Origin of the sequence: Gordonia sp. (in: high G+C Gram-positive bacteria) (genome assembly GCF_052106715.1) — a bacterium.
In the GTDB taxonomy this organism is placed as follows: Bacteria; Actinomycetota; Actinomycetes; order Mycobacteriales; family Mycobacteriaceae; genus Gordonia.
On the sequence record NZ_JBQEDL010000026.1, the window covers coordinates 35,512 to 58,864 of the forward strand.

The window sequence follows — 23,353 nt, forward strand, 5'->3', positions numbered from 1 at the left end:
CTGAAGATCGGCGTGCGTGGTTCTGCAGACCACAGTAGCGGGCGGCCCGCGGTCTTCGCCGTCCCACACGCGCTCACGTCGTTCCCGTCGTCGACGGGTGAACGCCCGGTCGGCAGGTCACGGCCTCAGAGCAGGCGCACCACGTTCGGCATCGCTCCCGCGGTCCGAACCGGCGAGATCTTGACGACGTCGCCGGACTGCGGAGCCTCGATCATGGTCCCGTCGCCGAGGACCAGGGCGACGTGCTGGCTCGCGTTGGGCCCGTAGAAGATCATGTCCCCGCGGCGCATTTGCGACAGCGGCACCTGCGGTCCCGACGTGTATTGGTACCCGGTGTAGTGCGGCAGGTCGATGCCGACGCCTGCGAACCCGTAGATCATCAGCCCGGAGCAGTCGAAGCCGACCTTCTGGTAGTCGCCGTAGCTGTCGGCGACGCCGCCGTCGCGGATACCGAGGGTCGGCCCATTCGCGTCGCCGCCGCCCCACGAGTACGTGACGCCGAGCTGCGACTTCATCCGGTCGATGACCAGGTTGATCGCCTGTTCTCCGCGCAGGCCGGGACGGACCTGGCCGGGTGCACCGCCGCCCTGTCCGCCGAACAGCGAGCCGAGCGAGCCGTTGCCCAGCCTGGTCAGGGTGTTGTTGTCGCCTTCTTCGAAGAGGCTGGTTCCACCGATGCCGAGTTCGTCGAGGAGTTGCGAGTGCGGGATCTGTTGCCTGCCGACGAGGCTAGCGAGCAGGGATTGGCCCGTGTCGGTCGCCAGACGGGCCGCTGCAGCGGCGGCTTGCGCTACCGCATCGTCGCCCTCGACCGGCTTGGCGGGGATGGCGTCGACCGCTCGCTCGAGGCCGTCGGTGACCTGCTTCGGGACACCCGGAACCGCAGGACTGGCTGGCGCACTGTCACGCGTCGTGCGCTTGTCCACCGGCTTGCCCCGCAATTTGGCCAGACGTGCGGTGAGTGAATCGCGCGTGCGGGCCAGTTCGGTCCGCTGGGTCTGCTGATCACGGACGGCCGACTGCGCGGCCTGGTACGCGGCGACGGCGTCGTCGCGGCGCGCCGACGCGTCCGCCGCGGCTTGGACGGTCTGCTTCTTCGTGACCTCGGTCGCCGCAACGCGGTTGGCCTGCTGGTTGCGCGCAACTTGCAGCCTGCGGATCACGCCTTGCTGCTGGCGGGTGACCTGGTCCACGGCCGACATCTGCTCCAGGACCTTGTCCGGATCGTCGGAGGAGACGTACTTCGTCATCGCGCCCCGGTTGTTGCCTTGGCGATACACCGAGCGGACGAACTCATCGAACTCGCGCTGAGCGCGTTCGACATTTCCGCTGACCTTCTCCAACGACGACTTGGCTCCGGTATTCGCCTGGACGGCGAGTTGGCGGGCGGCGACTGCGTTTTGGAAGTCGACGAGCGACTTGTTGACGGTCTCTTGTCTGGCTGCGACCGCATCGGCGAGTTCCGTGAGGTTCTGGTCGACGTCCGCGATCTGATTGATCAGTGCAGCGACCGGGTTCGATTTGGTCGGTTCAGCGATCGCCGGACCGGCGGCCAGGAGCGAGACAAGAGCGAACGCTCCCACCACGCTGCCGCGTCTGGTCCACCGCGTGCCCGTATCAGCTCGCATCTACCGTGTACTCCCTTAACAATCGTCCCCCGCACACCACAAGTGTCCCCTGAACCGTACGTCACTTACGCAACACTGAAAACGTTGGTCAACGAATTACAAAGGCGTTATTACCTGCGCAAACGCAGTGAGCAGCACAAAGTGAGGGTGGCAGATATCGTCACAGTTCGATAACACATGCCGACCGTGACAGAACCGGCCCGATCGAGGCAGGACTGTCACAGTGCGAAAGCGCCTCCAGGCAGGCGCGACGATCAGGAGGTCACGACGTGTGGTCGGCGTTCTCCGCCGCCGCAGCGTCGCCCGTCGACTCCGCATCCGCGGACTCCGCATCCGTCGACATCTGGCGGGACTCCGATCGCGCAGCGGCGGGGGTCCGACGTCGGCCAGTCAGTCGAGCCGCGACCGCGCCGATGATCACCACGACGATCAGGGCAATGGTGACCAGCGTCCAGTCGACGTTCGGGTCCGTCGCCTTCTCGTAGATCTCACGGGCGGCCTGCGGCACCGATGCGCCCGTGGTCTTCTCGGCCGTCGCGTCCTCGATCTGCACCCGACTGAAGTCCGTCGAACTGGTACCGAGCCCACCTGCTCCGAATACGAGGACCGTTCCACCCGTGGACGTCTGCAACTCGTGCGCGATGTCGCGGTAGACGGTGAACGGTGCGTAGTTCTTATCGGTGACGAAGACGAACAGGTCGTGCCCGTCCGCCTTCGCCTCTTTGACGAGTTTCGTCAGTTCAGGGGTCTGATCGGCCGGCGCAACGACACCCGTCGCCTTGAGCTTGGCGGTGATCGCCGCGAGGTCGAGGTCGGCCCACGCGTCGGCGGGGCGTCCACCCGCTGGATCGGGGGCAGCGACGGTGAACACGACCGGATCCGGACTCATTCGCAGGCTTCCTCGTCTCATGGCGGGCGGCGCGGGCTGTCGGCGTCGAGGATACGGCAGGAGCTCCGCCCGACCGACGCGCAGGTGAATTCGGCGCGTCGACTTCCAGTTCGACGCAAACCAGTACGTACGTACTGCTAGGATGGTGATGTAGTGAGACGGCGTCGACCCGATCGGTCTCGCGACACTTCACAAACTTCCGGCGGCGCAGCCCGTCGCCGGTCAGCCCGAACAGAGTGGAGCACACATGAGCAACAATTCATTTGGAGCCCGCGGGACCCTTGAGGTCGGTGAGAACTCGTACGAGATCTACCGCCTCAACGCAGTACCCGGCACCGAGAAGCTGCCCTACGCACTGAAGGTACTCGCCGAGAACCTACTGCGTACCGAGGACGGCGCCAACATCACGCCCGATCACATCAACGCACTCGCGAAGTGGGATCCGAGCGCCGACCCGAGCATCGAGATCCAGTTCACTCCGGCCCGCGTTCTCATGCAGGACTTCACCGGCGTCCCCTGCGTCGTCGACCTCGCCACCATGCGTGAGGCCATCACGGCTCTCGGCGGCGACCCGAACAAAGTGAACCCGCTCTCCCCCGCCGAGATGGTCATCGACCACTCCGTGATCCTCGATGTGTTCGGCACCGCCAACGCATTCGAGAAGAACGTCGAGCTCGAGTACCAGCGCAACGGCGAGCGCTACCAATTCCTTCGCTGGGGCCAGGGCGCGTTCGACGACTTCAAGGTCGTCCCCCCGGGCACGGGCATCGTCCACCAGGTCAACATCGAGTACCTCGCCCGTTCGATCATGGTCCGCAACGGCCAGGCCTACCCCGACACCTGTGTCGGCACCGACTCGCACACCACCATGGAGAACGGCCTCGGCGTCCTCGGTTGGGGCGTCGGCGGCATCGAGGCCGAGGCAGCGATGCTCGGCCAGCCGGTCTCCATGCTGATCCCGCGCGTCGTCGGCTTCAAGCTCAGCGGCGAGATCAAGCCGGGCGTCACCGCGACCGACGTCGTGCTCACGGTCACCGAAATGCTCCGCCAGCATGGAGTCGTCGGCAAGTTCGTCGAGTTCTACGGAGAGGGCGTCGCCGAGGTCCCGCTGGCCAACCGCGCCACCCTGGGCAACATGAGCCCCGAGTTCGGTTCGACGTGTGCGATCTTCCCGATCGACGATGAGACCATCAACTACCTGCGCCTGACCGGCCGCGACGATGACCAGCTCGCTCTGGTCGAGGCGTACGCCAAAGAACAGGGCATGTGGCACGACCCGGAGCACGAGCCGGTGTACTCGGAGTACCTCGAGCTCGACCTCGGCACGGTCGTCCCGTCGATCGCCGGTCCGAAGCGTCCGCAGGACCGGATCCTCCTGTCGGAGTCGAAGGTCGCGTTCCGCAAGGACATCCACAACTACGTGGAAGAGGGCACCACCCCGCACACACAGCTCGACGAGGCCGTCGAAGAGTCGTTCCCGGCCTCCGATCCGGTCGCTCTCTCGTTCGCCGACGACGGTGCAGTGAAGGTCCACTCCGCTGCCACCGGCTCCGAGGGCCGTCCCTCGAAGCCGGTGGAAGTGAAAACGGCCGAGCGCGGCGACTTCGTCCTCGATCACGGCGCTGTCGCGGTCGCCGGCATCACCTCGTGCACCAACACCTCGAACCCGTCGGTCATGATCGGCGCAGGCCTTCTGGCCCGCAACGCAGTCGACCGCGGCCTCACCTCCAAGCCGTGGGTCAAGACCAACATGGCTCCGGGCTCGCAGGTCGTCACCGACTACTACGAGAAGGCCGGCCTATGGCCGTACCTCGAGAAGCTCGGTTTCTACCTCGGCGGTTACGGCTGCACCACCTGCATCGGTAACACCGGACCGTTGCCGGAGGAGATCAGCGCGGCGGTCAACGACAACGACCTGACCGTCACCGCAGTCCTCTCGGGCAACCGCAACTTCGAGGGACGCATCTCCCCCGACGTCAAGATGAACTACCTGGCGTCGCCGCCGCTGGTCATCGCGTACGCTCTCGCGGGCACGATGGACTTCGACTTCGAGTCGCAGGCACTCGGTCAGGACACCGACGGCAACGATGTCTTCCTGAAGGACATCTGGCCGTCCGCGCAGGAGATCGATGACACGATCAAGCACGCGATCAGCCAGGACATGTTCCGGGACTCGTACCAGGACGTCTTCGCCGGTGACGAGCGTTGGCAGAGCCTGAGCACCCCGGAGGGCGACACCTTCGAGTGGGATGACAAGTCGACGTACGTCCGCAAGGCTCCGTACTTCGACGGCATGACCCTCGATCCGGAGCCGGTCTCGGACATCAAGGGCGCCCGCGTGCTCGCATTGCTCGGCGACTCGGTCACCACCGACCACATCAGTCCGGCGGGACCGATCAAGCCCGGCACCCCGGCAGCCCAGTACCTGGACGCCAACGGAGTCGCGCGCAAGGATTACAACTCGCTCGGCAGCCGTCGCGGCAACCACGAAGTGATGATCCGCGGAACATTCGCGAACATCCGCTTGCAGAACCAGTTGCTCGACGGTGTCTCCGGTGGCTACACCCGTGACTTCACGCAAGAGGGCGGCCCGCAGTCGTTCATTTACGACGCGTCGGTCAACTACAAGGAGGCCGGCATCCCGCTGGTCGTCCTGGGCGGCAAGGAGTACGGCTCAGGTTCCTCACGTGACTGGGCTGCCAAGGGCACCGTTCTGCTGGGTGTCAAGGCCGTCATCACTGAGTCGTTCGAGCGCATCCACCGCTCCAACCTCATCGGAATGGGCGTCGTCCCGCTGCAGTTCCCGCAGGGCGAGTCGGCTAAGTCCCTGGGCCTCGACGGCACCGAGGTCTTCGACATCGACGGCATCACCGCCCTCAACGAAGGCACGACGCCGAAGACGGTGAAGGTCACCGCCACAAAGGAGAACGGCGAGAAGGTGGAGTTCGACGCGGTCGTCCGCATCGACACGCCCGGCGAAGCCGACTACTACCGCAACGGTGGCATCCTGCAGTACGTCCTGCGCAACATGATCAAGAGCTGACGGGGCGAGTGCAACGACAGGAGTTGTGACTGATGCCACGGGTCAGCGATGACCGACTGGCCGCGCGCCGTCGAGAGATCCTCGACGGTGCGCGCCACTGTTTCGCCGAGTTCGGCTATGAGGGCGCCACGGTGAAGCGGTTGGAGGAGACGACCGGCTTATCGCGCGGCGCGATCTTCCACCACTTCAAAGACAAGGAAGCCCTTTTCCTCGCGCTCGCTCGGGAGGACGCCGAGCGGATGGCCGATGTGGCGGCACAGGAGGGTCTGGTCCAAGTCATGCGCGATATCCTCGCGCGGCCGAAGGACTTCGACTGGTTGAGCACCCGTCTGGAGATCGTGCGGAAGATCCGGAGTGATCCGGGATTCCGTGCGGCGTGGGAGGCTCAATCCGAGGATCGTGAGCGGGCCACGCTCGCGCGCCTGGAGCGCAAACGCCAGGCGGGCAGTCTCCGCAACGACGTCGCCCCCGAAGTCTTGGTGACGTACCTGGACGTGATCCTCGACGGGATCGTCACCCGACTGGCGTCGGGCCAGTCGACCGACGATCTGCACGCCGTGCTCGATCTCGTCGAATCGTCGGTGCGCAAGCCGCGCACCGACTGAGCCGACACCGATGTCGACGCCTCGACTCTCCGGAGCCGAGGCGTCGACATCGTGTTTCCGGGTCCTGATCCGCGAGTGGTGAACTCAGACCCGTTGTCACGCAAAGAGGTCCGCGCCCTCGGGTGCTCGGCTACCGTCTCAAGTGTCACCGAGACATAAGGAGCCTTACGTGTACCCAGGAACTCATGCCGCGGCCACCCCCGACAAAGCCGCCACCATCCGGCCGTCGACCGGCGAGCGGGTGACATACGCCGAATTGATGGACTCGTCGACCCGGATCGCGCACGTTCTGCGCGATGATCTGGGTCTGGTCCCGGGCGACACCGTCGCGATCGTCTCGGACAACGACCTCCGGGTCTTCGACGTGTACTGGGCCGCGATCCGCAGTGGCATGTATGTGACGGCGGTGAACCATCATCTGACCGCACCGGAGGTCAACTACATCCTCGAGGACTGTGACGCGAAAGCGCTCTTCGCGTCGTCGGCCGTAGCGGACGCGGTCGAACGCGCTCACGAGATCCCAGCGCTGAGTGAAAGGACTCGCCGCATCGCGTGGGGCGACGGCCTCGACGGATTCGCCGACTACGCACAGATCAAGGCGGATGCGTCGGCCGAGGCGCTGACCGACCAGCCGCGCGGCATGGACATGCTTTACTCCTCGGGCACCACGGGGCGCCCCAAAGGCATCAAGCCGAACATGCCAGGCGTCCAGGTCGACGAGGCCCCCGACCTGATCTCGATGGTCTTCGGACCGGTCTACGGCTTCGACACGGACACGGTGTACCTGTCCCCCGCACCCGTCTACCATGCGGCGCCGCTGCGCTACTGCGCGATGGTGCACGCACTCGGCGGCACCGTCGTCCTCATGGACCGTTTCGAGCCGGAGACCGCGCTGGAGCTGATCGAGAAGTACCGGGTCACCCACAGCCAGTGGGTGCCGACGATGTTCGTCCGCATGCTCAAACTCCCCGAAGCCACCCGCGCAAAGTACGACGTCTCGAGCATGAAAGCCGCGATCCACGCGGCCGCCCCGTGCCCGGCCGAGGTGAAGAAGGCGATGATCGACTGGTGGGGCCCGGTGATCAACGAGTATTACGCGGCCACCGAGGCCGTAGGCGTCACCTTGATCGGCTCGCAGGACTCCCTCGACCGACCGGGATCGGTCGGGAAGCCCGTGTTGGGCGTCGTCCACATCTGCACAGACGACGGCACTGACCTTCCGACCGGCGAAGTCGGGACAGTGTACTTCGAACGCGACGAGATGCCGTTCGCTTACCACAACGATCCGGAGAAGACCTCTGCCGCACAGCATCCGCAGCATCCGAACTGGGCGACGACCGGCGACCTCGGGTACCTGGACGACGACGGCTTCCTCTATCTGACCGACCGCAAAGCCTTCGTCATCATCTCCGGCGGCGTGAACATCTACCCACAGGAGGCCGAGAACGTTCTCATCAACCATCCGTCGGTGTATGACGTCGGCGTGATCGGACTGCCAGACGAGGATCTCGGGGAAGTCGCAACCGGGTTCGTCCAACTCATGGACGGAGTCTCCGGATCCGATGCGCTGGCAGCCGAACTGGTCGATTACGCGAAAGGCGAGTTGGCAGCCTACAAGGTCCCTCGCGCCGTCCGCTTCGTCGACGAGTTGCCGCGGACGCCGACCGGGAAGCTCGTCAAGGGTGAGCTCCGCAAGCAGGTCCTCGACCCCGCGTAGCTCACGCGGCACGGCCGGTCCGGGCCTTCGTCGTCGGTCATTCAGATGACTGACAGACCGGGCTCCGGCGGTAACCGATCATCTCCGGTCAGCGACGTATCCCATGTCGGGACCCACTGCCGTGGTGCATGTGTCACACGGCTGTCCTGAGGAGACAGACATGATCAGATACCTCCATCGGATACTCTTCGCGGTTGCCGCCCTGCTGGTCGCAGTGGCCGCGGCGGCCGCGATGACCTCGCCTGAGGTGTCGGCGGCGCCGACCGACTCCCCCGGCTCCACGGTGACGACGCAGCAGCCCCAAACGCCCAGCACGACCCAAACGCCGAGTACCACGACGCCTGCCGCCTCGACGAGCCAGACCAGCACCGAACCCGCCCCGACCAGCACGACCCCGAACAGTTCGACGACACGGCCCGGCGCGGGCACTGTGACGGTGCAGGCGATCGACGTGAAGACCAACATTCCGGTCTCCGGCGTCGGAGTGGAACTAGCCTCGGGCAACACCGTGAGAACGGTGAACACCTTCGCGAGGGTCGAGATGCCCGCGGGTGTCGTATCGGCGAGCGTCACCGCGATACCGGACGGCTACGCCCGATCCTGGGTGGACCCGTCGAGTGCGTATCTACCACCGGGCGGCCAGGCATCGTTCATCGTGTCCCTGGTTCGCACGGGACAAGTCGGCGCCGTGTCGATCACTAAGCGCGACGCCGTCACCGGCGCCCTGCTGCCCGGCGCGCGCTACCGTGTCACCGCAGCGCACAGCGACCTGAGCGTGATCCTGTCGACGAGTCCGTCGGGCACCGGATCCGTTCAGGTGGCCCCCGGCGGATACACGATCCAGGAGATCGGTGCACCTGCGGGCTACCTACTCGACTCCGCGGTCAGGTTCGTCGAGGTCGTCCCCTCCCAGACGCGGTCCTTGGAACTGTACGACGCTCCGGTCGAGCAGCCGGTGATCGTCCGGGATCCGAGCGGGCGGGTTCCGCTGACATCGATTCCCACCGGCCGGACGCACTGATGTCGTGCCCCGAGCGAGTACGTCGGGCACTCGTCAGCGTCGCTGCCGCTGCGACTCTGGCCGTTGTGCCGGTGCTCGCGACCGCCTGCGGTTCACCGGAGCCCCTCGAGGAGCCGGTCCGGTCCCCGGCCGACCTACCCGCGCCCATCACTGCGGTGTCGCACGAGCCGTCCACGCCGACGAGGCTGGTCATCGATGGCCAGTCGGCGCCGACTCGGGCGGTCGCAACCAACGCACAGGGGACGCTGGTACCGCCAACCGACGTCGCGCAGCTCGGGTGGTGGGTCGACTCGGCACTGCCGGAGTCCGGGACGGGAACGATCGTCATCGCAGGCCATGTCGACGACGCCGTGCAGGGCCGCGGCTATGCGGCGCGCTTCGCGAGACTGATGCCCGGGGACACGGTGACGGTCGACACCGCCGACGGCGGGCATCCGGCGTACCGGGTCTCCCGTGTGATGGACGTGCGCAAGCGCGGCATCGGGCCGAAGGCGGTGCCCTTCGACGAGCTCAATCGGCTCAACGGACCCGAGACTCTCGCGCTGGTCACCTGCGGCGGTCCATTCGTCGGGCCTCCGCTCGGTTATCGCGACAACATCGTCGTCTTCGCCACACCGAACTGATCGCACAGCGACCGGCGCTTCGCGCTCAGGCTAGTTCGATGAGCTCCTGGTACTCGTCGGACCAGTGGTCCTCGGTGCCGTCGGGCAGCAGGATGACGCGCTGCGGCTCCAGCGCCTCCGCTGCACCAGGGTCGTGAGTCACGAGGACGACGGCTCCGGTATAGCTGCGGAGCGCTTCGAGCACCTGTTCGCGGGAGGTCGGATCCAGGTTGTTCGTCGGCTCGTCCAGGAGCAGCACATTGGCGGCCGACGACACGAGACCGGCTAACGCCAGCCGTGTCTTCTCACCGCCGGACAGCGTTCCCGCGGGCTGCTCGAGTTGCGGACCGGTGAACATGAACGCGCCCAGGAGCCCACGCAGATCCTGTTCGCCCGCATCGGGTGCAGCGTGACGGATGTTCTCCCACACGGTCGCGTCGTCGTCGAGCGTGTCGTGTTCCTGTGCGAAGTAGCCGATCTTCAGCCCGCGGCCCGGCTCCAGCCCGCCGAGGTCGGGCTTCTCCACACCCGCCAGGAGTTTGAGGAGCGTCGTCTTTCCCGCACCGTTGAGACCGAGGATCACCACGCGCGACCCCTTGTCGATGGCGAGGTCGACACCGGTGAAGATCTCGAGCGAGCCGTAGACCTTGGTCAGGTTGGACGCGATCAGTGGCGTCTTTCCGCACGCTGCCGGCTCCGGGAATCGGATGTGCGCGGTCTTGTCGGACACCCGAACCTCGTCGAGGTCGTCGATCATGCGTTCGGCGCGCTTGAGCATCTGCTGCGCGGCCGTCGCCTTCGTCGCCTTGGCGCCGAGCTTCGCGGCCTGTGTGCGCAGCGTCGATGCCTTCTTCTCGGCGTTCGCGCGCTCGCGCTTGCGCCGCTGTTCATCGGTGGCTCGCGCGTCGAGGTATCGCTTCCACGTCATGTTGTAGACGTCGGCTTCACCGCGGACCGCGTCCAGGAACCACACGCGATTGACGACGTCGGCGAGCAGGTCGACGTCGTGGCTGATCACGACGAGCCCGCCCTCGTGATTCTGCAGAAACGCGCGCAGCCACGTGATCGAGTCTGCGTCGAGGTGGTTGGTCGGCTCGTCCAGCAACAGGGTGGTATCGGACTTGCCGGAGCCGTCCGACGCGGCGAAGAGGATGCGCGCCAGTTCGATCCGGCGGCGCTGTCCGCCCGATAACGTCCGTAGCGGCTGTTCGAGCACGCGGTCGGGCAGACCGAGACTGTTGCAGATGCGAGCGGCGTCCGATTCGGCGACGTAACCGCCGAGGTTGGAGAACCGCTCCTCCAAATGGGCGTACCGCGAGATCGCCTTGTCTCGAACCGCGTCGTCGGCGGCCTCTTCCATCAACGTCTGCTGCTTGGCCATCGACGCCAAGATCTCGTCGAGCCCGCGCGCGGAAAGCACCCGGTCTTTGGCTAGGACGTCGAGGTCGCCCTCTTTGGGATCCTGTGGGAGGTAGCCGATCGGCCCCGACGCGCGGACTTCGCCCGCGTACGGCTGGGTCTCGCCCGCCAGGATGCGCAGCGACGTCGTCTTGCCGGCACCGTTACGTCCGACGAGTCCGATCCGGTCGCCCGGCTGGATGCGCAGGTGGTCTCCGGGCGCCGACAGCAGAGTCCTCGCGCCCGCTCGAACTTCCAGGTCAGTCGCGGTGATCACGAGGGTCCATCGTACGGATGCCCGGCCACTATCGGCGAATCGAGGAACGTGGGACGGCCCACTCCCTGTGGTGCCGATGCCATAGTCTTGGGCCCGTGACCACGATCTACGACCTGGCCGTCGTCGGCGCCGGGCCTGCCGGACGGTCGCTCGCACACCGCGCACTGGCGGCGGGTCTGCGGGTGGCCGTCGTCGACCCGGAACCCGATGCGGCCTGGTCGGCGACGTACGGGGTGTACACCGCCGACCTACCCGACTGGTTCGACGATGGCGCGGTCGCGGCGCGGGCCGGGTCGATCACCGTGTTCACCCCGACCGAACGGGTCATCTCCCACGGGTACGCGATCATGAACGCCCCGGCATTCCAACGCACGCTGGGTCTCGACGGCGCAGACGTGCACGCATGCCTCGCGGTGGCTGTCACCGCGACGACGGTGACCTGCTCAGACGGGCGACAGGTGCAGGCCGGGCACGTGGTCGATGCGCGCGGAACACGTGCCGGCGATCACCGTCGCGGCCCCCGCCAGACGGCTGCCGGAGCTTTCGAGCCCTCCGATGAGGTGTCGATGGTGTTGATGGACTGGCGACGGACCTCGAACGCTTCCCCAGGTGGTGCGCGCTCGTTCAGTTACCGGGTGGCGTTAGGCGACGGTCGACGTCTCGTCGAGGAGACCTGCCTGGCCGGGGCCCCGCCCATCGACGTCGATGAACTCGCCGAACGGAATCGAGCGCGCACCGGGCGCACCTCGCTCGGAGAGGGGCTCGACGAAGTAGTCGACTTCCCGCTCCTCGTCGACTCGACCCCGTGGCGCCGTGTCGACGACGGGCCGGTGATGTTCGGGGCCGCGGGCGGCCTGATGAATCCAGCGACTGGGTACAGTGTCGGCCAATCGCTGCAGGCAGCCGACGTCCTCGTCGGGGCGATCGTCGCCGGGCATGATCCCCACGAGGCGTTGTGGCCGCAGCGAGCGCGTCTCGCGTATCGGCTGCGCGTTCGCGGGCTGGCCGTCCTACTGTCGTTGGACTCGGACGAGGTGGTGACGTTCTTCGACGCGTTCTTCCGCATTCACCCGAGCCTGCAACGCCGCTACCTGTCCGGGCACGGTGACGCTTGCGGAGTGTTGCGGGCGATGGCCGCGGTGTTCGCGCGACTGCCGATCCGGTTACGTGCGCGAGTGGTGGTCCTCGCTAGCCGTTCAGCTTGGTGAGGAATCCGTACTGCGCGGAGATCTTCTCCTGCGCGTCTTTGAGGTCGTCCCCGTAGGCCTCTCCGACGTACGGTCCGACGGCGACGAAGCACGCCGAACGATCATCGCGGCTCATGCATCGCGCGACATTGAGATCCTGCGGGCTCGCGGCCTTGCGCGACGTCTCATCTGTGAAGTCGTGGGCGAGGAAGTCGATCCAGCCGTTGGCCTGTTCGGGCGTGGCCGCCTTGTAGGCCTGAGTCCCGTTCCAGGCGAACTGCTCGATACCGGCCTTCTTCAGCGCGGTCAGCGCCGCCGACTGGTCGCTATAGAACAGGGCGGTGGCGCGTTGGCCGTACACCGATCCCGTCAGCGGGCTCCCGCTGTCGTCGCTGACCGTCCCGGCCAACAGATTGTCCGGGTCGATCCTGCGGTCGTCACTCTCGCGTCCGATCGAGTCCAGCAGCGGCTTCTGCTGGTCGTACGCGGCCTTCACGATCCGCTCGGGCCAGCTACGGTTCGGGGCGTCGGCCCAGGTGTAGATCATGCGCGGCCCGACCGCGGTGAACGCGGCAACCGTGTGCTTGTCGTGACTGCCGTCGTGGACGGTGACCGATTCGGCTGGCATTCCCGGCACGCGAGCTCGCTCGTATTTCGAGTACTCACGATCCTTGAGCATCGAACCGGACAGCTGACCGACTGCGGCCGAGGCTGTTGCCGCGTCGGTGAACACGTATACGGCGTGGTTGAGACCGGTGTCGTTCTTCGTCTCGTTGCCCGACGACACCGTGAAGCCGTACTGAAAGTCCTTCATCACGGGCAGTCGATCGGTGTCGGGTAGGACGGTCTGCGTGTTGGCGACGGTCGCCAGCGCCTGAGTCGGCAGTTTGCCGTCGTCCAGCACCGGATCGAGGTCGTGCGCGAAGATCAGATGGTCGGCGAGGCGCGCGCCCCGCAGTTTGGCCCACGCGACGTCGGATGTGGCGTCTCCGGCGGGAGCGCTCTGCATCGACCCATACTTGCCGGTCTGCAGTTCGATCGGACCGCGCGTCGGGTTTCCGTCGACAGAGCAGCCAGCCAGCACACAGGTCACCGCGGCCGCGAGGACGACCAAAGACTTTCGCATGCCTGAGATAGTACGGGTAGGCGCTCGCGGCGCCTTCCAGCGAATGACCCGTGGGTGAGCCCCGTTACTCGCTCTGGCCGCTCTCCAGCAGCGCCTTCTCCACGTCGAGCTCCTTGAGCTGCTCGATCAGCGACTCGAGTGCCTGTGGGGGCAGCGCCCCCGCTTCGTTGAACACGAGGTGGCCGTCCTTGAACGCCATGATGGTCGGGATGGACCGAATGGACGCCGCGGATGCGAGTTGCTGCTCGGCCTCGGTATCGACCTTCGCGAAGACGATGTCATCGTGCTTCTCGGAGGTCGACGCATACGTCGGTGCGAACTGCTTGCACGGGCCGCACCAGTCCGCCCAGAAGTCGACGAGGACGATTTCGTTGTCGTTGACGGTCTTCTCGAAGTCTGCTCCGGTCAAGTCAATAGTTGCCATGTGACTATTCAACACCCCGGGCGAGGCCGGATATTCCTCCACGGACGGCGCGAACGTCCTCGGCGAGGAGGTCGGCGGTGATCATTGCGCCGACCATGACGCCGGTACCCGCGGCTGTGGCGACCATCGCGGCGAGGTCACCCGCATTGCCTGCTGCCCACACTCCGGCGACAGGTGTCGCCCCGTACTGGTCGGTGGGAATGAGCACGCCCATCGGATGATCCTCGGGACGTCCGCCGAGACGCTCGTAGAGTTCGGTCCGCGCCGTCATCCGCGGTCCCACCACGACCGCATCGACGTCGTACGGCGCGCCGGCCACCCGGATCGCTCGCGTGTCCCGCCCGTCGACGTCGACGCGCTCGACGACGCCGTCGATCACGGCGACACCCATGACGCCGAGATCGGCCCGCTGGTCGTCGTCGAATTCGATGCCGTTGGCGAATACTGCGGTCTCCTTCGCCAGGCGGGCGAAGAGGAGTGCTTGGTGAGTGGCCTGCGGCGCGCTCGACGCGATCACGCCGACTCTGCGTCCCCGTACCTCGTACCCGTGACAGAACGGGCAGTGCAGCACACCGTGGCCCCACGCCTGACTCACGCCGTCGATGTCGGGCAGCACGTCGACGAGACCCGTCGCGAGCACGATTCGTCGTGCGGTGACTGTCTGCTCGCTGTCCAGGTCGACGACGAAGTCGTGGTCGTCCGGTTCGCGGCGCGCGTCGCGGACCGTCGCGTCGGCGAACTCCACTCCGTAGGTGAGCGCTTCGGCGCGGCCGTCGCGGATGAGGTCGGCGGGCGCGATCCCCTCCCTACCGAGCAGGTTGTGCGCACCCGCTGCGGGTAAGTTCCGTTGCGCGCCGGCATCCACGACGAGGACCGAGCGCAACGACCGTGCGAGCGCCACGGCTGCCGACAGTCCGGCCGGGCCGCCGCCAATGATCACGGCGTCGTACGCCGTCTGTTCGTTCCCGTGCTTACTCATACCGTCGACACTAAGCGCGTCTTGCAAAAACTGCATACACTCTTGCCTATGACGCAAGAATCTACCGGCGACGTCGATGTTCTGGTCAGACAACGCATACGCGGTCTTCGCGTGGCTCAAGGGTGGACCCTGGACGCGCTCGCCCGCCGCTGCCACGTGAGCCCGTCGACGCTGTCGCGGATCGAGACAGGACACCGTCGGGTGGCATTGGACCAACTAGTGCCGATCGCGCGAGCGTTGGGCACCACCCTCGACCAACTCGTCGAACCCGTCGGCGACGACGATGTCGTGATCCGACCGGAGCCCCACCAACGGCCAGGCGTCCTGACGTGGCTGCTGTCGCGCGATCGCGCGGAGAGCGGGGTGCTCGTGGCGAAGATGCGGCTCTCCCCGATTCCCGGCCCCATGGCCGACCAGCGCGTCCATCCGGGGCACGAATGGTTCACCGTGCTCTCCGGCACGGTTCGGCTGCACCTCGGCGACCGCGTCATCGATGTCCAGGAGGGCGAGGCGGCAGAGTTCGACACCATGACGCCCCACTACTTCACCGCATATCGGAAGAACGCCGAGATCTTGACGATCTTCGACCGCGACGGCGAGCGGGCGCACTTACACGACGGCTGACCCGCAACGTGTGCGGGTCAGTCGTGGTGCGAGTTCCGTCTCAGACGGTGAAACCGAGTGCCCGCAACTGCTCGCGGCCGTCGTCGGTGATCTTGTCCGGTCCCCAGGCGGGGATCCACACCCAGTTGATCTCCATGTCGGTGCAGAGACCACTGCCGACGAGCACGCTCCGCGTCTGATCTTCGATCACGTCAGTGAGCGGGCACGCCGGCGAGGTGAGGGTCATATCGATTTTCACGGCCGCGTCGTCGTCGAGGGCGATGTCGTAGACGAGGCCGAGGTCGACGACGTTGATCCCGAGTTCGGGGTCCACGACGTCGCGCATGGCCTCTTCGACGTCGTCCTGGCTCGGAAGTGAGGTCTGTACTGCGTCGGTCATTTCATGCTCCAGTCTTCTCGGCAACAGTCTGTGATACCGCGTCCTTGAATGCCATCCATCCGAGCAACGCGCACTTCACGCGCGCCGGATACTTGCTGACGCCTGCGAAGGCGATGCCGTCACCGATGACGTCCTCGTCGCCGCCGTCTTGGCCGCGCGAGGTCATCATGGTGTTGAACGAGTCGAGGGCGGCCATCGCGTCGTCGACCGGCAGCCCGACGATCTGGTCGAACAGCACCGAGGTCGACGCCTGCGAGATGGAACAGCCCTGGCCGTCGTAGGAAACGTCGGCGATCGCATCGTCGACGACGGACACCCGCAGGGTGATCTCGTCCCCGCACGTCGGGTTGACGTGATGGACTTCAGCGTCGAACGGGTCGCGCAGCCCACGACCGTGCGGATGCTTGTAATGGTCCAGGATCACTTCCTGGTATATCTGATCCATTCTCATCAGCGGCCTCCGAAGAACCTCTGTGCGACGCCGATCGCGTCAGCGAGGGCGTCGACTTCGTCGAGCGTGTTGTAGAGCGCGAACGACGCGCGAGCACTGGCGGTCACTCCGAACTTCCGGTGCAGCGGCCATGCACAGTGGTGTCCGACTCGGATGGCCACGCCCTCGTCATCCAAGATCTGTCCGAGATCGTGGGCGTGAATGCCCGCGACGTCGAACGACACTGCTCCGCCGCGCGCGACGGTGTCGGTGGGACCGACGAGCCGGAGTCCGTCGATCTCGGACAGCCGAGCCAACGCGCGCACGACCAGGTCGTGCTCGTGTGCGGCAACGGCGTCCATGCCGATTGACCCGAGGTAGTCGACGGCAGCCCCGAGTCCGACGACCTGGGAGGTCATCGGCACTCCTGCCTCGAACCGTTGTGGCGGTGCCGCATACGTCGAGCCCTCCATGGTGACGGTCTCGATCATCGACCCGCCGGTGAGGAACGGCGGCAACTGGTCCAGCAGAGACGCCTTCCCGTACAGGACGCCGACACCGGACGGACCGAGCATCTTATGACCGGAGAATGCGGCGAAGTCGACGTCGAGTGCCCGGAAGTCGACGGCCGCGTGCGGCACCGACTGGCAGGCGTCGAGCACGACGTATGCTCCGACAGCGCGCGCTCGCGTCACGACCTGGTCGACATCGGCGACGGCTCCCGTGACATTCGACTGGTGGGTGAACGCGACGATCTTGACCGTGTCGTCGAGAACCAGCGAGTCGAGGTCGACCCGCCCGTCGTCGGTCACCGAATACCACCGCAGGCTCGCCCCCGTGCGCCGCGCGAGCTCCTGCCATGGCACGAGGTTCGCATGGTGCTCGAGCTCGGTGATGACGATGGTGTCGCCCTCGCCCAGCGGCTTTCCGCCGAACAACGGCGCAGACCGGTCGTCGCCGAGGGTGTATGCCACCAGGTTCAGCGCTTCGGTCGCGTTCTTCGTGAACACGATCTCGTCGTCCGACGCCCCGACGAAGGACGCGATGGCGCCGCGCGCGTACTCGTATGCGTCGGTCGCCTCCTCCGCTAACTGGTGTGCGCCACGGTGGACGGCGGCGTTGTGGTTGAGCAGGAACTCGCGTTCGGCGTCGAGCACCTGCAGCGGCCGCTGCGAGGTCGCTCCCGAGTCGAGGTAGACCAGCGGCTTGTCCTCGCGCACGGTCCGCGACAGGATCGGGAAGTCCGCACGGACGGCGGCGACGTCGAAGCCCGTTGCCACAGTCATCGTCTCTACTTCGCGACGGCGGCGGTGAAGCGCTCGTAACCGCTGCGCTCCAACTCGTCGGCCAGTTCGGGGCCGCCGGACTCGACGACGCGCCCGCTGACGAACACGTGGACGAAGTCGGGCTTGATGTACTGCAGGATCCGCGTGTAGTGCGTGATCAGGAGCAGGCCGCCGTTCTCCCGTTCGGTGTATCGGTTGACGCCTTCGCTGACAATGCGCAGCGCGTCGACGTCCAGGCCGGAGTCGGTCTCGTCGAGGATCGCGATCTTCGGCTTCAGCAGCCCGAGTTGCAGCACCTCGTGGCGCTTCTTCTCACCACCGGAGAAACCTTCGTTGACGCTGCGGTCACCGAACGCCGGATCGATGTCGAGGTCGTTCATCGCCTCCCGGGCCTCCTTGACCCAGTGGCGCAGCTTGGGAGCCTCGCCGCGGACGGCGGTCGCCGCCGAGCGCAGGAAGTTCGACATCGAGACGCCGGGGACCTCGACCGGGTACTGCATGGCGAGGAAGATGCCTGCGCGGGCCCGCTCGTCGACGGTCATGTCGAGGACGTCCTCGCCGTCGAGCGTGACGGTGCCGGAGGTGATCGTGTACTTGGGGTGGCCTGCGATCGCGTACGAGAGCGTCGACTTGCCGGAGCCGTTCGGCCCCATGATGGCGTGCTTCTCGCCGGACTTGATGGTCAGGTCAACGCCCTTGAGGATGTGGATCGGCTCGGCGTCCGGGTCGGAGGACGCCACGTCGACGTGGAGGTCGCGGATTTCGAGGGTAGTCACTGGAGTCTCTGTTTCCTTCGTGAAGATGTGAAAGTCGGGTGGCTCAGGCGCCCGCGGTCTCGAGTTCGGCCTCGATGGCCGCTTCGAGTCGCTCGCGGAGTTCGGGCACGGAGATCTTCGCGAGCACCTCGCTGAAGAAGCCACGAACGACGAGCCGCCGTGCCTGATCCTCGGGGATGCCGCGCGACTGCAGGTAGAAGAGCTGCTCGTCGTCGAATCGTCCGGTTGCGCTGGCATGGCCCGCGCCGACGATCTCGCCCGTCTCGATCTCCAAGTTCGGCACCGAATCCGCTCGCGCGTTATCGGTGAGCACCAGGTTGCGGTTGAGTTCGTACGTGTCGGTGCCTTCGGCGCTCGGTCGGATTAGCACGTCGCCGATCCACACCGTGTGCGCCTCGCCGCGCCGATCACCGGAGACGTCGCCCTGGAGCGCGCCCTTGTATGTGACGTGCGATCGGCAGTGCGGCGCCGAGTGGTCGACGAGGAGTCGCTGCTCCAGGTGCTGACCGGCATCCGCGAAGTACAGTCCCCACAGCTCGGCGTTCCCGCCGGGCCCCTGGTACTGGACGTGCGGAGACAATCGGACGAGGTTGCCGCCGAGACTGATCGCGAAATGACGGAGGTTGGCGTCGCGTCCCACCGAGATGTGGTGTGCGGCGACGTGGACCGTGTCGTCGGCCCAGTCGTGCACGTTGACGACGGTCAGGTGCGCACCGTCGCCGGAGATGATCTCGACGTTCTCGCCGATCGTTCCGCTTCCACGCTGGTCGAGGACGACGACGGCCTTCGAGAAGGCCTCCGCCCGAATCTGCAAGTGCGTGTATGCGACCTCTCCCGCGCCGGGCCCGTCGAGGGTCACGACGATCGGATCCTCGACCTGTGCGTCCTTCGCGATCGTGACCACGCGCGCCGTGGTGAACGACGAGTATGCCTGCGCTGCGATGCGATCGAACGGCACACCTGCCTCGCCGAGACGTGCGTCGCCGCGCTCGACGAGTTCGGACGTCACTCCCGCGGCGACACTGTCGAGGACGTAGTCGACGGTCGCGGTGGCCGGAGCCGAGCCGTCGTGCAGGCCGCGGAGGCGACGAAACGGGGTGAACCGCCACGCCTCCTCGCGACTGCCCGGCACCTCGAACGCATCGACGTCGAACGAGGTGAACATCTCGCCTTTATTGACGACGATCTCACGGCCCCGGGTGGAGTCAGTCGGGGTGGATTCAGTCGGGGTGAGTTCAGCCATGTCAGCCGACCGATCCTTCCATCTGCAGTTCGATGAGTCGGTTGAGTTCGAGTGCGTACTCCATCGGGAGTTCCTTCGCGATCGGCTCGACGAAGCCGCGGACCACCATCGCCATCGCCTCTTCTTCGCTGAGGCCACGGCTCATCAGGTAGAACAACTGGTCGTCGCTGACCTTCGAGACCGTCGCCTCGTGACCCATGGTCACGTCGTCCTCACGGATGTCGACGTACGGGTACGTGTCGCTGCGGCTGATCTGGTCGACGAGCAGCGCGTCGCACTGCACGGTGGACCGGCTGCCGTGAGCGCCCGAGTTCACCTTGATCAGACCTCGGTACGACGAGCGCCCGCCCGCGCGAGCCACCGACTTGGAGACGATGTTGCTCGACGTGTACGGCGCGAGGTGCACCATCTTGGAACCGGTGTCCTGGTGCTGCCCCTCACCCGCGAACGCGACCGAGAGCACTTCACCCTTCGCATGCGGGCCGGTCAACCAGACCGCTGGGTACTTCATGGTGACCTTGGAACCGATGTTGCCGTCGATCCACTCCATGGTCGCGCCCTCTTCGGCCTTAGCGCGCTTGGTGACCAGGTTGTAGACGTTGTTCGACCAGTTCTGAATGGTCGTGTAACGGCAGCGGCCGCCCTTCTTGACCACGATCTCGACGACTGCCGAGTGCAGCGAGTCCGACTTGTAGATCGGTGCGGTGCAGCCCTCGACGTAGTGCACGTAGGCATCCTCGTCGACGATGATCAACGTCCGCTCGAACTGACCCATGTTCTCGGTGTTGATGCGGAAGTACGCCTGCAACGGGATGTCGACGTGGACGCCGGGCGGGACGTAGATGAACGAGCCGCCGGACCACACCGACGTGTTCAGCGCGGAGAACTTGTTGTCGCCCGCGGGGATGACACTTCCGAAGTACTCGCGGAAGATGTCCTCGTGCTCGCGCAGACCGGTGTCGGTGTCGACGAAGATGACACCCTTCTCCTCCAGGTCCTCACGGATCTGGTGGTAGACGACCTCGGATTCGTACTGCGCTGCGACGCCTGCGACGAGACGCTGCTTCTCGGCCTCGGGGATGCCGAGCCGGTCGTAGGTGGTCCTGATGTCTTCGGGCAGGTCCTCCCACGACTCGGCCTGCTTCTCCGTGGACCGCACGAAGTACTTGATGTTGTCGAAGTCGATGCCCGACAGGTCGCCGCCCCAGCTGGGCATCGGCTGACGATCGAAGATGCGCAGCGCCTTGAGTCGCTGTTCGAGCATCCACTCTGGCTCACTCTTCTTATCCGAGATGTCGCGGACGACTTCCTCGGACAGACCACGCTTGGCAACAGAGCCTGCGTCGTCGTTGTCGGACCAGCCGTATCCGTAGCGGTCGAAGGAAGCGATGGTCTCTTCCTGGGACAGCTGCGGGGTGGCGGGATCGGTGACCGTCATCGGGGGACCTTTCCATCGGGGTTGTCGGCGACGACGGGCTGCGACGTCGCCTTCGGGTCTAGAGCGTTCGGGTGTTGTGGCGGACTGGGTTGTCGCGGACTGGGTTGTCGCGGACTGGGTTGCGGCGGCTCGGGTTCGGCGGGGCTCGTCGGCTGCTGGACCGGCACGTGGGTGCTGCACACGCAGTCGCCATTGGCGATCGTCGCCAGCCGCTGCACGTGCGTGCCGAGCAGCTCGGTGAACGCGGCCGTCTCCGCCTCGCACAGTTCCGGGAACTCGGCGGCCACATGGGCCACCGGGCAGTGGTGCTGACACATCTGGACGCCTGCGCCGACCTCGCGAACGTCGGCTGAATAACCGGCCCCCGTCAGCGCGGTGGCGATCTGTTCGACGGTCGCGATGACGGATCCGGACTCGGCGACTGGAGTCACTTCCGAGACGAGTCCGTCGACACGTTCGCGGGCGAACCTCTCGACTGCGCCCTGACCTGCGACGTCCCGAAGCGTCCGAATCGCCGCGCCTGCGAGGTCGTCATACGCGTGTCGCAACTTTCCGCGACCTGTCGCGCTGAGCTGGAACCACTTGGCGGGGCGCCCGCGGCCGCCCTTGTTGAACCCAGCCGGTGCGAGTTCGACGTCGCCGCCGTCGGTGAGATTGTCGAGGTGACGGCGGACGCCCGCCGGGCTGATGCCGAGCCGGTCAGCGATGTCACTCGCTGTCATCGGCCCCTCGTCGACCAGCAACGACACGACGGCCTCGCGGGTCTGGCCATCGGCGCCAGAACCGTCGGCATGCTGTTGCCACAGCAGTCGCTTCGAATCGGTCATGCTTTTCACAACACAAGTGTGACGTAATTGATTCCCACGATCCAGCAAGGGTGACCTAATCGCTCGAGCCCCCGGAACGCCGTCTGGCCCCGATACCGCATGCGACCGGATGCTGCACGTGAACCGATACAGTGCTCGTGTGCCAGAACTCCCGCTGTTGCGCCGAGGCCTCGACTATCTCGGTGTCGCCCGCCCGACCGTCGTCCGCGACCCCGACGCTACCGGCGACTACGGCACTCGACTCGCTCGGATGCACACCGACGAGACCGAAGTCGGTCCGCTCAACCCGCTTGAGAAGTCGCGTCTGCGGCGTATCCAACTGTTCGGCACCACCGGAACGGTCCTCATTCTGATCGGCTCTCTCGGAACCGGGATGCTCCCGGTCCTGCAGAACCCGATCGTCGGCACACGCATCTTGTCCTTGCCCTCACGCATGTACTCGACGGCGCTGACAGTGTCGATCGGCGGCATGATGATGCTGGTGCTCGCCTGGCTGCTCCTGGCCCGGTTCACCGTCGGACGGTTCTCCGTAGAGGTCGCCGAGCATCGCAGTCCCGCCCGCCGCATGTCGCGAAGCGAGACCTATCAGACGCTCGTCATGTGGACCGCTCCCCTGGCGCTGGCCCCTCCGCTGCTCAGCAAGGACGTCTACTCCTACCTCGCGCAGAGCGCCATCGCGTATCGCGGCATGGATCCGTATACCTACAGTCCGATGCGCGGCCTCGGTGTGGACCACGTGCTCACGCTGTCGGTGCCGAACCTCTGGAAGGACACGCCTGCGCCGTATGGTCCCCTGTTTCTGTGGATCGGCGAGCACATCACCGCCATCACCGGCGAGAACATCACGGTCGCCGTCTTGTTGCATCGCGTCGTCGCACTGTTGGGCGTCGCGATGGTCGTGTGGTCCCTTCCCCGGTTGGCACGACGCTGCGGAGTATCGAGCGTGACCGCTCTCTGGCTCGGTGCACTCAATCCGCTGCTCATCCTTCATCTGATCGGCGGCATCCACAACGAGGCGTTGATGCTCGGCATGATGCTCGTCGGCATGGAATGGTGTTTCCGCGCCATCGACAACGCGGACCCGCTACGGCGAACCGACCGGCCGCTACCATCCCGGACGGGCTGGATACTCGCCGCAGGCGTCGCGGTGATCGCGGCATCGGCGATGGTGAAGGTCTCCTCGATGCTCGCACTCGGCTTCATCGGAATCGCGCTGGCGCGACGTTGGGGCGCGACGCTCCCGCCGCTCCGGAACGCGCCTGCCTCGCAGTGGTGGACGCGCTCGAAGACCTCGATCGCGGCGCTGATCAAGTCGGCGTCGTTGCTACTGTCGATCACGGTCGGCGTGATCATCGCCATCTGTTACGGCACGGGACTCGGATTCGGTTGGACCGGCACGTTGAGCACCGGCGGAATCGTCCGATCCTGGATGTCGATGCCGACCCTGCTCTCGG

General features: G+C 66.0%; 21 protein-coding genes. 8 read left to right on the top strand and 13 right to left on the bottom strand.

Translation table 11 applies throughout. The annotated features are described in order from the left end of the window. Positions 1 to 125: 125 nt before the first annotated feature. Both ACTIMF_RS13625 and ACTIMF_RS13630 read right to left on the bottom strand, forming a co-directional pair. The gene (locus ACTIMF_RS13625; RefSeq protein ID WP_442350834.1) at positions 126 to 1,628 is read right to left on the bottom strand and encodes an NlpC/P60 family protein; all 1,503 of its coding nucleotides are present in this window, start codon (positions 1,626 to 1,628) and stop codon (positions 126 to 128) included. 262 nt (positions 1,629 to 1,890) lie between these two features. Beyond that, positions 1,891 to 2,517 (bottom strand): Rv1476 family membrane protein, encoded by a 627-nt coding sequence (locus ACTIMF_RS13630; protein ID WP_442350835.1) that lies wholly within the window; start codon positions 2,515 to 2,517, stop codon positions 1,891 to 1,893. Between the two features lie 247 nt (positions 2,518 to 2,764). Between ACTIMF_RS13630 and acnA the strand changes: the two genes are divergently transcribed. The 5 genes from acnA (at position 2,765) to ACTIMF_RS13655 (ending at position 9,526) form a co-directional block, all read left to right on the top strand. Then, entirely contained in the window at positions 2,765 to 5,560 is a 2,796-nt protein-coding gene (acnA, locus tag ACTIMF_RS13635; RefSeq protein ID WP_442350836.1) for an aconitate hydratase AcnA, read from the top strand. A 32-nt stretch (positions 5,561 to 5,592) separates the two neighbouring features. Continuing rightward, positions 5,593 to 6,165 carry a TetR/AcrR family transcriptional regulator gene (locus ACTIMF_RS13640; protein WP_442350837.1) on the top strand — a complete coding sequence of 191 codons (573 nt, stop codon included), beginning with the start codon at positions 5,593 to 5,595 and terminating at the stop codon, positions 6,163 to 6,165. A 169-nt stretch (positions 6,166 to 6,334) separates the two neighbouring features. Then, positions 6,335 to 7,882 carry an acyl-CoA synthetase gene (locus ACTIMF_RS13645; RefSeq protein WP_442350838.1) on the top strand — a complete coding sequence of 516 codons (1,548 nt, stop codon included), beginning with the start codon at positions 6,335 to 6,337 and terminating at the stop codon, positions 7,880 to 7,882. A gap of 160 nt (positions 7,883 to 8,042) precedes the next feature. Next, a complete protein-coding gene (locus ACTIMF_RS13650; protein ID WP_442350839.1) occupies positions 8,043 to 8,903 on the top strand; it encodes an MSCRAMM family protein in 861 nt (286 codons plus the stop codon). Continuing rightward, a complete protein-coding gene (locus tag ACTIMF_RS13655; protein ID WP_442350840.1) occupies positions 8,903 to 9,526 on the top strand; it encodes a class F sortase in 624 nt (207 codons plus the stop codon). The genes ACTIMF_RS13650 and ACTIMF_RS13655 overlap by 1 nt, the downstream gene beginning before the upstream one ends. A 25-nt stretch (positions 9,527 to 9,551) precedes the next feature. Here the strand turns inward: ACTIMF_RS13655 and ACTIMF_RS13660 are convergent, their stop codons facing one another. Then, positions 9,552 to 11,180 carry an ABC-F family ATP-binding cassette domain-containing protein gene (locus ACTIMF_RS13660; RefSeq protein WP_442350841.1) on the bottom strand — a complete coding sequence of 543 codons (1,629 nt, stop codon included), beginning with the start codon at positions 11,178 to 11,180 and terminating at the stop codon, positions 9,552 to 9,554. 95 nt (positions 11,181 to 11,275) lie between these two features. Between ACTIMF_RS13660 and ACTIMF_RS13665 the strand changes: the two genes are divergently transcribed. Then, positions 11,276 to 12,388 (top strand): lycopene cyclase family protein, encoded by a 1,113-nt coding sequence (locus ACTIMF_RS13665; protein ID WP_442350842.1) that lies wholly within the window; start codon positions 11,276 to 11,278, stop codon positions 12,386 to 12,388. Here ACTIMF_RS13665 and ACTIMF_RS13670 read toward each other — a convergent pair. The 3 genes from ACTIMF_RS13670 to ACTIMF_RS13680 form a co-directional block, all read right to left on the bottom strand. Then, positions 12,369 to 13,493: a DUF7373 family lipoprotein gene (locus tag ACTIMF_RS13670; RefSeq protein ID WP_442350843.1), complete on the bottom strand. Its 1,125-nt coding sequence runs from the start codon at positions 13,491 to 13,493 to the stop codon at positions 12,369 to 12,371. The two genes, ACTIMF_RS13665 and ACTIMF_RS13670, sit on opposite strands and share 20 nt — an antisense overlap. A 64-nt stretch (positions 13,494 to 13,557) precedes the next feature. Continuing rightward, entirely contained in the window at positions 13,558 to 13,917 is a 360-nt protein-coding gene (gene trxA, locus ACTIMF_RS13675; protein ID WP_442350844.1) for a thioredoxin, read from the bottom strand. A 4-nt stretch (positions 13,918 to 13,921) separates the two neighbouring features. After that, positions 13,922 to 14,896: an NAD(P)/FAD-dependent oxidoreductase gene (locus ACTIMF_RS13680; RefSeq protein WP_442350845.1), complete on the bottom strand. Its 975-nt coding sequence runs from the start codon at positions 14,894 to 14,896 to the stop codon at positions 13,922 to 13,924. A 48-nt stretch (positions 14,897 to 14,944) separates the two neighbouring features. Between ACTIMF_RS13680 and ACTIMF_RS13685 the strand changes: the two genes are divergently transcribed. Further along, positions 14,945 to 15,520, top strand: a complete 576-nt coding sequence (locus ACTIMF_RS13685; protein WP_442350846.1) for a helix-turn-helix domain-containing protein — start codon at positions 14,945 to 14,947, stop codon at positions 15,518 to 15,520. A gap of 40 nt (positions 15,521 to 15,560) precedes the next feature. Here the strand turns inward: ACTIMF_RS13685 and ACTIMF_RS13690 are convergent, their stop codons facing one another. From ACTIMF_RS13690 to ACTIMF_RS13720, 7 genes are read right to left on the bottom strand one after another with little or no spacing between them, the layout of a single operon-like run. Then, on the bottom strand, positions 15,561 to 15,899 hold the full coding sequence (locus ACTIMF_RS13690; protein ID WP_442350847.1) for a metal-sulfur cluster assembly factor: 339 nt from the start codon (positions 15,897 to 15,899) through the stop codon (positions 15,561 to 15,563). A 1-nt stretch (position 15,900) separates the two neighbouring features. Further along, entirely contained in the window at positions 15,901 to 16,350 is a 450-nt protein-coding gene (gene sufU, locus ACTIMF_RS13695) for a Fe-S cluster assembly sulfur transfer protein SufU (protein ID WP_442350848.1), read from the bottom strand. Next, complete coding sequence (locus ACTIMF_RS13700; RefSeq protein ID WP_442350849.1) at positions 16,350 to 17,615, bottom strand: cysteine desulfurase; 1,266 nt, start codon at positions 17,613 to 17,615, stop codon at positions 16,350 to 16,352. Before ACTIMF_RS13700 ends, sufU begins: the two co-directional genes overlap by 1 nt. 5 nt (positions 17,616 to 17,620) lie before the next feature. Next, on the bottom strand, positions 17,621 to 18,391 hold the full coding sequence (gene sufC, locus ACTIMF_RS13705; protein WP_442350850.1) for a Fe-S cluster assembly ATPase SufC: 771 nt from the start codon (positions 18,389 to 18,391) through the stop codon (positions 17,621 to 17,623). Positions 18,392 to 18,434: 43 nt separating this feature from the next. Continuing rightward, positions 18,435 to 19,634, bottom strand: a complete 1,200-nt coding sequence (sufD, locus tag ACTIMF_RS13710; RefSeq protein WP_442350851.1) for a Fe-S cluster assembly protein SufD — start codon at positions 19,632 to 19,634, stop codon at positions 18,435 to 18,437. Position 19,635: 1 nt separating this feature from the next. Then, the gene (gene sufB / locus ACTIMF_RS13715) at positions 19,636 to 21,072 is read right to left on the bottom strand and encodes a Fe-S cluster assembly protein SufB (protein WP_442350852.1); all 1,437 of its coding nucleotides are present in this window, start codon (positions 21,070 to 21,072) and stop codon (positions 19,636 to 19,638) included. Then, positions 21,069 to 21,899 (bottom strand): helix-turn-helix transcriptional regulator, encoded by an 831-nt coding sequence (locus ACTIMF_RS13720; RefSeq protein ID WP_442350853.1) that lies wholly within the window; start codon positions 21,897 to 21,899, stop codon positions 21,069 to 21,071. The genes sufB and ACTIMF_RS13720 overlap by 4 nt, the downstream gene beginning before the upstream one ends. 109 nt (positions 21,900 to 22,008) lie before the next feature. Between ACTIMF_RS13720 and mptB the strand changes: the two genes are divergently transcribed. Further along, positions 22,009 to 23,353: polyprenol phosphomannose-dependent alpha 1,6 mannosyltransferase MptB (gene mptB, locus ACTIMF_RS13725; protein ID WP_442350854.1), on the top strand; the 1,345-nt coding region annotated here is incomplete at its 3' end.